The sequence below is a fragment of the Paraburkholderia sp. 40 genome (genome assembly GCF_050434105.1).
GTDB lineage: Bacteria > Pseudomonadota > Gammaproteobacteria > Burkholderiales > Burkholderiaceae > Paraburkholderia > Paraburkholderia tuberum.
Genome location: NZ_JBNPVY010000002.1, coordinates 15,903 through 28,379 on the forward strand (window position 1 = coordinate 15,903; position 12,477 = coordinate 28,379).

Annotated in this window: 12 protein-coding genes; 6 read left to right on the forward strand and 6 right to left on the reverse strand. The window is 66.3% G+C overall.

The window, feature by feature from the left end:
- Nucleotides 1-362 precede the first annotated feature (362 nt).
- Nucleotides 363-830, forward strand: coding sequence for a chloride channel protein (locus OKW28_RS01400; protein ID WP_429443311.1), 468 nt, complete (start codon nucleotides 363-365; stop codon nucleotides 828-830).
- 233 nt (nucleotides 831-1,063) lie between these two features.
- Here OKW28_RS01400 and OKW28_RS01405 read toward each other — a convergent pair whose 3' ends face one another.
- From OKW28_RS01405 to OKW28_RS01415, 3 genes are all read right to left on the reverse strand, one after another.
- Nucleotides 1,064-1,279: a hypothetical protein gene (locus OKW28_RS01405; RefSeq protein WP_429443313.1), complete on the reverse strand. Its 216-nt coding sequence runs from the start codon at nucleotides 1,277-1,279 to the stop codon at nucleotides 1,064-1,066.
- Nucleotides 1,280-1,351: 72 nt separating this feature from the next.
- Nucleotides 1,352-1,585, reverse strand: coding sequence for a hypothetical protein (locus OKW28_RS01410; protein WP_429443314.1), 234 nt, complete (start codon nucleotides 1,583-1,585; stop codon nucleotides 1,352-1,354).
- 78 nt (nucleotides 1,586-1,663) lie between these two features.
- Complete coding sequence (locus tag OKW28_RS01415) at nucleotides 1,664-2,569, reverse strand: NAD(P)H-binding protein (RefSeq protein ID WP_429443317.1); 906 nt, start codon at nucleotides 2,567-2,569, stop codon at nucleotides 1,664-1,666.
- Nucleotides 2,570-2,807: 238 nt separating this feature from the next.
- On the opposite strand from OKW28_RS01415, the gene OKW28_RS01420 reads away from it, so the two are divergent.
- Nucleotides 2,808-3,707 (forward strand): helix-turn-helix domain-containing protein, encoded by a 900-nt coding sequence (locus tag OKW28_RS01420; protein ID WP_429443319.1) that lies wholly within the window; start codon nucleotides 2,808-2,810, stop codon nucleotides 3,705-3,707.
- 33 nt (nucleotides 3,708-3,740) lie between these two features.
- Here OKW28_RS01420 and OKW28_RS01425 read toward each other — a convergent pair whose 3' ends face one another.
- The 3 genes from OKW28_RS01425 to OKW28_RS01435 all read right to left on the reverse strand — a co-directional run bounded on the left by OKW28_RS01425 (nucleotide 3,741) and on the right by OKW28_RS01435 (nucleotide 5,991).
- Nucleotides 3,741-4,592: an anti-sigma factor family protein gene (locus OKW28_RS01425; RefSeq protein WP_429443321.1), complete on the reverse strand. Its 852-nt coding sequence runs from the start codon at nucleotides 4,590-4,592 to the stop codon at nucleotides 3,741-3,743.
- The gene (locus tag OKW28_RS01430; RefSeq protein ID WP_018421072.1) at nucleotides 4,589-5,107 is read right to left on the reverse strand and encodes a sigma-70 family RNA polymerase sigma factor; all 519 of its coding nucleotides are present in this window, start codon (nucleotides 5,105-5,107) and stop codon (nucleotides 4,589-4,591) included. Before OKW28_RS01430 ends, OKW28_RS01425 begins: the two co-directional genes overlap by 4 nt.
- Before the next feature lie 158 nt (nucleotides 5,108-5,265).
- On the reverse strand, nucleotides 5,266-5,991 hold the full coding sequence (locus OKW28_RS01435; RefSeq protein ID WP_429443323.1) for an anti-sigma factor family protein: 726 nt from the start codon (nucleotides 5,989-5,991) through the stop codon (nucleotides 5,266-5,268).
- A 166-nt stretch (nucleotides 5,992-6,157) separates the two neighbouring features.
- On the opposite strand from OKW28_RS01435, the gene OKW28_RS01440 reads away from it, so the two are divergent.
- From OKW28_RS01440 to OKW28_RS01455, 4 genes are all read left to right on the forward strand, one after another.
- Complete coding sequence (locus OKW28_RS01440; protein WP_429443325.1) at nucleotides 6,158-6,430, forward strand: DUF4148 domain-containing protein; 273 nt, start codon at nucleotides 6,158-6,160, stop codon at nucleotides 6,428-6,430.
- A gap of 206 nt (nucleotides 6,431-6,636) precedes the next feature.
- Entirely contained in the window at nucleotides 6,637-7,692 is a 1,056-nt protein-coding gene (locus OKW28_RS01445; RefSeq protein ID WP_429446801.1) for a catalase family peroxidase, read from the forward strand.
- Complete coding sequence (locus tag OKW28_RS01450; protein ID WP_429443327.1) at nucleotides 7,689-8,228, forward strand: cytochrome b; 540 nt, start codon at nucleotides 7,689-7,691, stop codon at nucleotides 8,226-8,228. The genes OKW28_RS01445 and OKW28_RS01450 overlap by 4 nt, the downstream gene beginning before the upstream one ends.
- Before the next feature lie 197 nt (nucleotides 8,229-8,425).
- Complete coding sequence (locus tag OKW28_RS01455; protein ID WP_429443329.1) at nucleotides 8,426-11,932, forward strand: SNF2-related protein; 3,507 nt, start codon at nucleotides 8,426-8,428, stop codon at nucleotides 11,930-11,932.
- Nucleotides 11,933-12,477 lie beyond the last annotated feature (545 nt).

Below are 12,477 nucleotides of genomic sequence, written 5' to 3' on the forward strand. Positions count from 1 at the left end.
CGAGCCACTCGCGTCCATCGGAAAATGTCATCCAGCGGACTTCGCGCCACAGTCGCCGCTCCTGGCATGATAAGAACGATCGCCCCAATTAAGGCAGGCCTGAAAGCTTGTGGCGCGTCCGTGCGAGGGTAATCACCCATTAGCCCAAGCGGTCTGGGATGTCTTGAGAATGGGTCGTACGGACACGGGCTAAAGGGCTGGCACGCGGAGATCGTCGCCGGCGCGCCGGCCGTCGACGGATGCTCATCCCTGGCGCCGCTGCATGATCACCAATCTGGCGATTTGGTCGCTCCGCCAACCAGTGGCGTCTGTTGAACCTGAAACTGCCCCAGCGCCCAACCGAATGACTCGATTTCCCGCTTATGCAGCATCGCGAGCTTCAGCAGGCACCGCTCGTCTTTTTCCGTCAGATGGACCTGCACGAGTCGCCGGTCGGAAGCGTCGGGGCGACGCTCGACGAGCCCGGCGGCTTCGCGGTCACGTGGCTGGGAAGCCGCTTCGCACCGGAAGCAAAAGGGCATGGCGTGCCAGAAGTCATGGACGCGACCTATTTCGGGGGCGGCGTGATCCGTCCGGTCGTGGCGGTCGTCCAGTCGCTCGCATCGGCGATCGCTACGTCGAGTGCCCTTGCAGTTGAGACACATCTCACCGATTTGAACCTTCAATACAACCAACGTGCGACTTCACGCGCTCGTGAGCCCGCGGAGATGGGCAGGCGTCGAACAAACCTCAAGACCACCGGTCGACCGACTCAGTTAGGCAAGTGGCGTGGTTGTACCTTAAAAGTCGTCGTTGTGGTCAGAGAAGCTCGAACCGTGGTTCAGGGTTGATCGCGTTGAAAAAGGCCGTGACCCGACGGTATCGCTGACGGTATCAACCTCTCAGTGGTCCTGCGTAAGCTTTGGCGTAGGTTTGTACGAGAAGGATCGCCCGCGTCACTATTTCGACGAGAACGAGTAAACCCGCTCGATAAGCGGGTTGGTGGCGGCTTGCGGCGCGGTGCTTGCCACCAGGCCGGGACCTTCAGCGCCGCTTGACCCGCCCGCGGCTCATGACTGAGAACCTAGGGCCTGTTCACGCTAATAACGGGCTTGCGCTGGCCGCCAGAAGGGCCGATCGCCGCGTCATACTCCTTGCGAATACGTCGGGTATTCGTTGCGTCGCAATCCTTGCGTTCGGCCCTTCTGGCGGCCAGCCCCTTGAAGGTTTTTTTAAAACAGGGGAACGTGCCTTTCCGCCCGTATTGCGGCGTCGGTCGTCGCTTGTTTGGCTCGGCCAAACGGCGCTCCTCTCTCCTTGCACTACGCGCGGAAAGGCACGTTCGCAAGCCCGTTATTAGCGTGAACAGGCCCTAGAACACGCCGAAATCGTCATTGCTGTCGGGAATGGCGGCGAGCAGGTTGGCAAGCGCGCGCCAGCCCATGAAGCTCGCTAGCCTTATCGCTATGCGCAGCCAGCGCTCGGCGCGTGAGCTCGGGTGCGTTGACGGTGTTGACGGTGTTGACGCTACGCACTGCATCCGTCGCATTGCGTTTTTCGTTGATCTGGCGTCGATCGATGCGCGAAGCAACGGGCAGGTCTGCATGCTGTCTCTCCAGTGTTGAACGCCTTCGACGCTGTTCGCGCCGCGCCGCGCCGTCCGCTTGCCCTACATCCACGCGGATCACCGCGCCGCCGCTGCCGTACCGGCCACGCCCGATAGCAGCGCCCTCAATACCTGTCGCAACGTGGTGGCGCCGAAGCGTCGCTCGCTGATATTCGCCTCGACGTCGATGCGTCCAGCGTTGTGCGCGTCGTACAGATCGACGATCAGTTGGGCGTGCCGCTCGCCGAGCCCGGCGCCGCGCAGCACGGCACTCCATTCGTCGCGCGGCACCCGGTGGGCGATGACCGGCCGCCCGGACAGTTCCGCCAAGGTACGCGCGACGTCGAGCGCGCTTACCCGCTCTTTCCCTTCGATACTGACCACCCGTGGCGTCGCGCGCGAAGGCCCTTCATCGAGCAGCAACTGCGCGGCAAGCTCGCCGACGTCCTGCGCCGCGACGGTCGGAAACAGCTTGTCGAGCGGATCATGCAGACTCGGCAGCGCGCCCCGGCCGAGCGCGACCGGCAGCACGCGTGCCCAGTTCTGCATGTGCTCGGCGGCGCGCAACAAGATCAGCGACGACGCGACGGTGCGCAACTGCGTTTCGAGGTAGTGGAACAGCGTCGTGATGCCGGTGCCATCCGCGTGCTCGGCGCCGTAGTCGGATAGCGCGAGGAGCCGCGGTGGCGCGCTGATGCGCAAAGCCGCGACGCCCGCGTCGATGATGCGCCGCATGGCGGCCGCGGGATCGTCATGCGCTCCCGGCACCGGACAGAGCCATTGCACTGCCTGCGCGCCGTCGATCGCGCGCGCGACCAGCTGTGGGTCGTTCAGGTCGGCGATCGCGATCTCGCAGCCGATCGCCGCGAGCGCTTCGGCTTGCGTTGCGTCGCGCACCACCGCGCGTACCTGGTGGCCCGAGCGACGCAAGGCGGTTGCGCTCGCGTGTCCCACGTGACCGGTCGCTCCGAAAATAACGAACACGTTGTGCTCCTTTTGAGGATCGCTATGACGTGATGGTAGGGACGCGGTGCTCGCGAGGCGCTCAGATCTGGATGACGTTGCGCAGATCTGGATGATTTATTAATCCGATGCCGCACAGGTCGCGCGAATCGCGTTGGCTGATCGCGAGCTACGAAATTCCGTCACGCCGGCGAACCTGCCAAAAACGCCGCACAATGCAGGCATCTCGCCGTCATTCAGCTCATTCAGGAGACAAGCGATGAACGCCGTCACCCCGATTCCCGCGCCTGCGCCGCACAGCGGCTCGCGCATCGCCGTGCGCACGAGCAGGGCGCTTGGCTGGCAAGGCTTCGGTGCGGAGCTGGTCAACGTGTCGGCCGGTTTGCATCGGATGTCCGCGTTTCGCCATCATCGCGTGGGCGTGCACGTTGGCGCGCCGGTGACTGCGCGCTGTCTGTGCGATGCGCGCCGCTACTCGCACGGCGACGCCGACGTGATCCCCGCGGGGCTCGAAGGTCAGTGGAACGATGACGCCGCCTGCACGATTTTCAGCGTCTGGTTTGCAGAGGACTTCGCGCGACGGACCGTCGAGCAACTCGCGTTGAACTCGGCCGACGCGCAGGTGCGCCCGCGCTTCCAGATGCGCGATCCGCGCTTTCAGCATCTCGCCTGGGCGCTGCGCGCGGAGCTCGAAGCGGACGATGCGTCCGATCCGCTCTACGCCGAAAGTCTGTGTACGGCGATGCTGGTGCGTCTGATTGGCGTCGAACCCATGCCGGACAACCGGCGGCGTACGCTCGCGCCGCGCACGGCCGCACGTGTGATCGAGTTTATCGACGCGCATCTCGATCAGCGTCTGACGCTCGACGAGCTCGCCGCGCAGGCGCAACTGAGCGTGCCGCATTTCAAGGCGCTGTTTCGCGAAACGCTCGGTGTGCCCGTGCATCAGTACGTGGTACAGCGCAGGGTCGAGCGCGCGCGAACGCTGCTGCTGCAAGGACGCCTCAGCGCAAGCCAGATCGCGCTCGAAACGGGCTTTGCGCATCAGAGCCATATGGCGCACTGGATGTCGCGTTTGCTCGGTGCAACGCCGCGTGAACTGCGCGGCGCCGCGCGCGATGACGCGGCCATGTCGGGGCAGGAGAAGACACGACGTTGATGCGCGAACCGCGCGGCGCGGAGCGCATCCGCTTCAACCGGGCGCGGCCCCCGTCAACTGCGCATAGACATCATGCGCGAGCTGCAGCAGCTCCTTGCGATCGATCCCACCCGACACCGCATAGCCAAAATCGCCGTCGACCCAATAGAACACGTTGACGGGCCCCGCCTGATACAGCTTGAACGCGGTCGTATTCGCGTTCTCGCGACGATGCGAGATGCACAATGTGACGCGCTCGCCGTTCGGTCCGCGATACATGAACTGGGCCGTCGGACCGTCGTCGCCGGGCAGCAGGCGGCCGCCTGACAGCATGAATCCGCTCCTGGACAGCATCGGCGGATGGACCTCGGTGCCGAGCCGGTTCGCGAGCCATTGCACGAAGTCCTGCTCGCGATCGGCGCTCATGTCGCCCGGCCGGTCGATCGCCGGCATGTAGACGACGTGCGCGAGCGCCGCCTGGCGCGCGAAACCCTCGGCGCTGTCCGCGCTGACCGGACGATTTCCGGCTTGCGTTTCGGCCCCTGGGTCGGTTCGATCGATCGCAACCGGTGGAATCAGATCGTTCCTGTGCATGCCGATGCCCACGCCGAGCACGAGCGCCGCGGCCATGCCCGCGAACTGCGCGGCAAAACGCGGCCAGTTCGCGGCCGCTCGCGCGCGGCGCGGCACACCGGTCTGCAGACGCTTCGGCACGGGCTCGCTGAGCACGCGGTCGTAGCGCTCGTGAAGCAGACCATTGAGCGAAAAGTAATCGCTGACGCGCGCGGCCAGCTCCGGATTCTGTTCGAGCGCGCGCTCCACCTCGTCACGCCGCTTGCCGGACAGCGTGCCGTCCACGTACGCGTGCAAGTCTTCTTCGCCGATCGGCATTTGCGGCTCGCTCATCGCACCACCTGTAATTTCGCACCGGGCTGGGCGCCCGCCATCAAAGCCCGCAGCCGTTCGCGTCCGCGCGAGAGCCGCGACATCACCGTGCCGATCGGAACGTTCAGCGCGAGCGCGACATCGGCATAGCTCATCTCCTCGAGACCGACCAGCAGCACCACCTCGCGCTGTTCGACCGGCAGCCGCTGCAACGCGTAGTCGAGGTCGCGCATTTCGAGCGAACGCGTCTGGCCCGATGGCACCGCGAGCTCGCTTTCGGCGATGCTGTCGTCGTCGACCGCGACGTGGACCGCGCGCGCCGACGCCTTGCGCGCCTGATTCGCGAAGACGTTGTGCATGATCGTGAACAGCCACGCGCGCAGATCGGTGCCCGGCTGGAACAGACGGGTGCGGCCGAGCGCGCGCTCGAGCGTATCCTGCACGAGGTCGTCGGCGAGCTCTCGATTGTTGATCAGCGCTCGCGCATAGCGCCGCAGTCGCGGCACGTGCTCGATCAGCTCGTCACGGACATCCATGGTTGATCCCGGTCAAGGGGCGTGGGGGTGGCATCGGCTTCACTCGCGTCGGTATCGATACGCGCCGGGCCGGTCGCGGAGGTTTCCGTCGCACGATGCGTTCGAACTGCAAACACCTGTCAGCGCATTTTATTCCGCGAGGGCCGCGCGCACCGGCGTCAGCGCGCGCTCATCACGTCGGCGGCGCGCATCAGGCCGTGGGTGCGCGCATTGCCCGCGACGACGAAACGGCGCCGCCGCGCGGTCCACGTCAACAGCCGCAGCTCGCCGATGCGGCGCGCGGCCCACTGTGGCTCTTCCCGCGCAAACGGCGCCGCGGCCGACAGCACGACCACCGGTTGCTGATCGCCGTTCAGATAGACGAGTTCGTCCGCGCGCTGCAATGGCCCGAGCCGCAGCACGCGTTGCTCGACGAGGCGCAGGCCGATCGCGCCGAGATCCGGCGCGGCTGGATCGACGCGCGTCGGCGATGCCGAGGAAAAGGGCCGTGCGGTGACTTCGGCGAGCGCCATCACGGCGGCATTATCGAGCGCTCGTGCCGACACCTGAGTCGCCAGGAGCCAACCGCTGATGGCGCTCAGCATCAGCGCGAGCGCGACGAGCGCGACGAGCGTTCGGCGTGCGCGACCACCTGGTTGCGGGCGCATGCGCAGCGGGCGCGATCCGCCGAGGTGCCTAGGCGCGGGCTCCTCGGCGGTCTGAAACGTGGCCTGGATCTGTGCGTTCAAGCGGTCGTAAAAGGCGACACGCCGTGCTTCCGCCGGATGCTTGCCGAGATAGTCGCGCAGCGACGCGGCGCGCTCGGGCGTCAGCGTGCCGTCCGCATAGGCCTGGATGTCGTCTTCGGAGGGCGGAGCGCCGGAGGGGCGGTGAGTCGAGGTCATGATGATGCGCGGTCTTGATTGCTGCTATCGGACGGCAAACACGGCGGCGGGGACATTTATTCCCCGCGCCGGCGATGTTTTTTTCACGCCGCGAATACAGGAATAAACGCTGCCCACCCGTGGTTCTCCCTGGTGCGAACCCGCACAACTCTCCAAGGAGTCGATCATGAAAAAGCTTTCGTTCGTTGCTTTGTCGTTCGTCGTTCTCGCCGCTTCGTCGAGCGCGTTTGCGCAGGGCAAGACACGTGCTCAGGTGTACCAGGAACTGATCGAGGCGCAGCAGAACGGTCTCGACTACATCACCGACGCGTCATATCCCGATGTCAGTCCCGTGTTCGCACGTCAGGTCGAGCAGCGCAAGCAGGCGCTCGCCGCGCAAGCGGCGGTCGCCGCGAGCCACGTCGCGAACTCGGGCGCGCCGGCCGCTGGCACCCATTGAAGCAGCATCGGCCACTGGCGCGCGAATGGGTTTGTATGTGCGCGCCGGGGCCGGATGGAATAGACCGTAGCGAGGCGTGTTCGCCCGTACGTTGGTCGATGAGTCGATCGACCCATCGATCGAATCATCGATCCATCCGGCAAGGAGTTTCCGTGACACCACCCTTCGAATCCAAACCCAACCCCGCCGGCTCCGACCCGCGGCCGATCTGCGTGCCATGCCGGCTCGCCGCGATCGGCGCGGTCGCGCTCGCGCTCGCGGGCGGCTTCGCCTACACCGCGGGGTGGCTGACGCCCGCGCGTCTGACCGCCCCGCGCATCATCGATACGTTCGAGGCGGTCGCGGGCCCGCATCCCGGCTATCGACGCAATCACGCCAAGGGCCTATGCATCGACGGCTATTTCGACAGCAACGGCAATGGCGCGGCGCTGTCGCACGCGGCAGTGTTCGCGCCGGGCCGCACGCCGGTGTCGGGTCGCTTCGCGGTGCCCGGCGGCAATCCGTCCGCGCCCGATACGAGCTCGCCGGTGCGCAGTCTCGCGCTGCAGTTCCGGCTTCGCGATGGCGAACAGTGGCGTACCGGCATGAACTCGACGCCGGTGTTCGCGGTGCATACGCCAGCGCAGTTCTATCAGCAATTGCTGGCCACGAAGCCCGACCCTGCGACCGGCAAACCGGACCCCGCGAAGCTGAAGGCGTTCTACGCGGCCAATCCCGAGACGCAGCCGTTCCAGCGCTGGGTCAAGTCGCACGCGCCCTCGTCGAGCCTCGCGAACGCCGCATACTACGGCATCGACGCGTTTCTGTTTACCGATGCCCACGGCACGACGCGGGCCGTGCGCTGGGCCGTCGTGCCCGACACGCCTTACGCGCCGATCACCGCGGCGCAGCAGGCCGAAAAGAACTTCCTCGCCGCCGATCTCGACGAGCGTCTGCAACACGGACCGTTGCGCTGGCATCTGCTGTTGACCGTCGCGCAACCGGGCGACCCGACCAGCGACGCGACGCTGCAGTGGCCCGACGACCGCCAGCGCGTCGACGCGGGGACGCTCGTGATCGAACGCACCACGTCGCAGGAAGACGGCGCCTGCCGCGACATCAACTTCGATCCGACGATCGTGCCCGACGGCATCGCGCCATCGGACGATCCGCTGCTCGCCGCGCGCTCTGCGGCCTACGCACAGTCGTTCCAACGCCGCACGCGCGAGGAGGCGCTGCATCCCGAGATCCATCGAACCCAGCCGAACGGAGAGCCTTCATGACGCGCACCCGCACTCACTTCAGTCCGCTCGCGCGGCTGCTGCACTGGACGATGGCGCCGCTGATCGTCGCGATGCTGTTTATCGGCGTGGGCATGGTGGCGACGGTATCGCGTGCCCATGATGCGTTGGTCGCGCTGCATCGGCCGCTCGGCATCGCGTTGCTGCTGCTCGTGCTGGTGCGGCTCGCGGTGCGCGTAATGCGCGGCAGTCCGCCATTGCCTGCGCGCATGTCGAAGCCGCAACGAATCGCGGCGCATGCGTCGCACCTCGTGCTGTACGGGCTGATGCTCGCGATGCCGCTGATCGGCTGGGCGATGCTATCGGCGGCCGGCTATCCGGTCACGCTGTTCGGTCCGCTGCATCTGCCGCCGATCGCACCGCACGACGTCGCGCTGTTCGCGCTGCTGCGCGCGCTACATACGTGGCTCGCGTTCGCGTTGTTCGCGACGGTGCTGCTGCATCTGGCGGCGGCGTTGTTGCATGGGCTGATCCTGCGCGACGGGGTGTGGGGCAGCATGGCCCGCGGCGGACGCTAATATGGGTCGAACCGCGGCTTGACCGGGTTGCTCCCGAACTGTCCAGATCGCCCGCCCTGGCGATTTTCGTCCAACGCGTAAAATGGCCGGTTATCACTGGCAAATCGCAACTGGACAGAATCGGCCGGGCGTCGCGCGGCGCCCCGTCATGGTCCACGCGCGCTTGCCTTCGCCGGTTTGAACAGGAATGCACGCGGATGTCATCAGTTTTCTTCGATCGGCAAAGGATTGCGGAATGGCTCGGTGAGCGCACCGTCGCCAAGGCGCGCTCGGTGGGCGCGGTCAGCAACGTCAAATGGCAGGGGGACACGCTGTCGGGCGACGTGCAGGGCTCGCAGCCGCGGCCGTACCTGACGCGGGTTCGCTTTCGCACCGATGGCGGCTCGCCGTCGGCCGAAGGCAAATGCACGTGCCCGGTCGGCCGCAATTGCAAGCACGTCGCGGCGCTGCTGCTCGCGGAACTCGACTACCACGACGAGATGGATCACATCACGCAGGTCGAGGACGGCAGTGACCCGGCGACGTCGGAGGTGTTCATCGCGCGACCGATTACGGTGCCGGGCGAGCCGCCGGCGCCATCACCGTCTCCATCTTCATCTCAAGGTGTGCGACCCGAACTGGTCAGCTGGCTCGAGCGTTTTCGCGCGCGCGCCCGCGCGGCCGACGCCGCCGAAAAAGAAGCCACCCGGAAGCTCGACGCCGCGCGCAAGGAAACGCTCGCCTATCGCCTCAACTGGTCGCGTTTTCATATGCGCCACGAAGTCGTGCTGCATCGCGCGCGTTGCGACGCGGACGGCGCGATCGCCGAAGTCGGCGACAGCTGGGGCGACGTCGAAGGCGCGCTGCTCAGGCAGCCGCGCTTCGTGTCCGACGAAGACCTGTCGATCCTCCGCGGCCTATGGCTCGGTCGCTCGCGCGAGGACTTGGGCCAGTTCGTGCTGCGAGGCACGAGTGGCGCGGAAACGCTGCAGAAGCTGATCGCGACCGGGCGCCTGTTCTTCGACTTCGGGATCGGGCCGGGCCAGGCCGGACCGACGCCGCTCGCGCGCGCCGCCGACCGCCTCGGGCGCATCGAATGGGAGCCGCTCGCCGACGAGCGCCTGCGCCCGGTACTGCGCACCGAACCGCGCGCGAGCATGGTGCTGCCGACCGAACCGGTCTGGTACGTGGACGGCGTCGCCAACGAGGCGGGCGTCGTGCCACTGTCGCTGCCGTTCCAGCAACTGCCCGACTACCTCGCGATGCCGCCGATCTCGCTCGCCGAGGCGCCGCTCGTCGCGTCGGTGCTGCGCGAGATCGCGCCCGAGTTGCCACTGCCGCCGACCCACGACGCGCCCGCGATTCGGGTGATCGACGTCGAACCAGTGCCGGTGCTGACGCTGAACAGCCATGCGCTGCCCGGCGCGGGGAAGGGCATCAAAACGGCGAAAACCGCGAAGGCCGCGAAGGCCGCGGAGCGCAAGTCCGCCGCGGTAGAACTGGCCGCCGCGAGCTTCGACTACGACGGTGTCAGCATCAACGCCGACAGCAGCGTGACCCTGGTGCCGCTGCCGGGCGGCGACGTGATTCACATCCGCCGGCGCTACGACGCCGAGAAAAAGCGTCTGCTGGAATTGCGCAAGACCGGTCTGCAAAAGGTGCCGACGCGCAACCTGCATGCGTCGCGTCTGTTGCCCGACACGATGCTCGGTCTGCCCGACACCGACGCGTGGTCCGAGTTCGTCAACGACGCGGTGCCGGATCTGGTCGCGAAGGGCTGGCGCGTGAGGATGGCGCCCGAGTTCCGCTACAACGTGATCGAGATCGACGCGATCGACGGCACCGCGCAGCAGGCTGGCGACGGCTGGTTCGATCTGGAGATGGGCATCCGCGTCGGCGAGCGCAACGTGCGGCTCGAACCGCTGCTGGCCGATCTGTTCCGGCGCGACCGGCGCTGGCTCTCTGGCGCGCTGGAGCGTATTCGAGACGACGAGCCGATCGAGCTGAAGACCGAGGAGAACAAGCGCCTGCGGTTGCGCGCCGATCGTCTGAAGCCGGTGGTGCGCGTGCTGGTCGATCTGTTCGATTCGCTAGGCGGCGCGCTTGCCGAAGGCGCGCCTCTGCGCGTACCCGCGGTCGATGCGGGTCGCCTCGACGCGCTGCACGACACCGGCCGCTGGCAGTTCAGCGGCGACGATTCGATCCGCGAGCTCGCACGCCGTCTGCAAGCCGGTCCGGGCCTGCGCGAAGTGCCGGTGCCGCGCGGGCTGAAGGCCGAGCTGCGCGGGTACCAGCACCAGGGCCTGAACTGGATGCAGTTCCTGCGGGAACAGGATCTGGCCGGCGTGCTCGCCGACGACATGGGCCTCGGCAAAACCGTGCAGACGCTCGCGCACGTTCTCGCCGAGAAGGAAGCGGGGCGGCTCACGCATCCCGCGCTGATCGTCGTGCCGACCACGCTCGTGCACAACTGGCGCGAGGAAGCGCGCCGCTTTGCGCCGGAGCTGAAAGTGCTGGTGCTGAACGGGCCGCAGAGAAAGGAGCGTTTCGAGCAGATCGGCGAAGCCGAGCTGATCCTGACCACTTATGCGCTGTTGTGGCGCGATCAGAAGGTGCTCGCCGAGCACGACTATCATCTGCTGATTCTCGATGAGGCGCAGTACGTGAAGAACGCGACCACCAAAGCCGCCCAGGCGATTCGCGGCTTGCGGGCGCGGCATCGGCTGTGCCTGACGGGCACGCCGCTCGAGAATCATCTCGGCGAGCTGTGGTCGCAATTCGATTTTCTGCTGCCGGGCTTTCTCGGCAGCCAGAAGGACTTCACGCGACGCTGGCGCAATCCGATCGAAAAGAACGGCGACGACGTGCGCCGCGCGTTGCTCGCGCGCCGCATCCGGCCGTTCATGCTGCGCCGTCGCAAGGACGAGGTCGCGAAGGAGCTGCCGCCGAAGACGACGATCGTGTGTCCGGTCGATCTCGAAGGCGCGCAGCGCGACCTGTACGAAACCGTGCGCACCGCGATGCAGCAGAAGGTGCGCGCGGCGGTCAGCGCGCAGGGGCTCGCGCGCAGCCACATCATCGTGCTCGATGCGTTGCTGAAGCTGCGCCAGGTGTGCTGCGATCCACGGCTCGTGCGCACCGCCAGCGGTATCGTGGACGGCGCTGCCACGGGCAGCGGCGAGCGCGCGATGCGCTCGGCCAAGCTCGATCTGCTGCTGTCGATGCTGCCCGAGCTGATCGAGGAGGGACGCCGCGTGCTGCTGTTCTCGCAGTTCACCGGCATGCTCGCGTTGATCGCCGAGGCGCTCGACGAAGCCGCGATCCCGTACGTCATGCTGACGGGCGACACGGCCGATCGCGTGAGCCCGGTCGAGCGGTTCCAGCAGGGCGAGGTGCCGCTGTTCCTGATCAGCCTGAAGGCCGGCGGCGTGGGGCTGAACCTGACCGCCGCCGACACGGTGATCCACTACGACCCGTGGTGGAACCCGGCCGCCGAGAACCAGGCGACCGACCGCGCGCATCGGCTGGGACAGGACAAGCCGGTATTCGTGTACAAGTTGATCGCGGCCGGCAGCATCGAGGAAAAGATCGTCGCGTTGCAGGAGCACAAGGCCGGGCTCGCCGACAGCATTCTCGCGGAAGATGCGGCCGGCGCCGCAAAGTTCTCGGACGACGATCTCGACGCGCTGTTCGCGCCTATGCCGGACATCGAAGGCGCGCGTTGAACGCGCGCGAGCAAGCGACCGAACGAGGCAACGCAGACGGGCCACGCAGACACGCAAGGGAAATCTGACGCGCAGCAGCAACACCAATGGGGGCTACACTGTAACAAAGCGTCTGTGTATGTAAATTACCGTCGATGAGGGCTTCAACTCATACCAATTTTGAACTCGCGCTGTGTAGGACTTGCGCGTCGCGCGCGGCTGGTGCGGCTCGTAATAACTACTTCGCCAACGGTTACAAAGGAAGTTCTTTCATCTTGAGCACGGCTTTTTCCCGAGCTAACTTGACGTTACTCGTGCGGTTAGACCCCCGGCGAGCGTGTGTAGTGTTTATGGGCGGCGTTGCTTCGACAGGGGCAGCGCCGCATTTTTTTGCCGGCGGCCCTAACGCTGCGCATCACCCGCTGACGGTCCGCCTCGCGGCGCGTCATCGCGTCGGCCAACAATGTGAAGCAGTGGAATGCCTCATGCAAAAAGACGGCTTTAAGTCGCTCGCCCGACCAAGCCGACTGCCTCGAATGACAACTCGACCGGGACAAAATCTAACA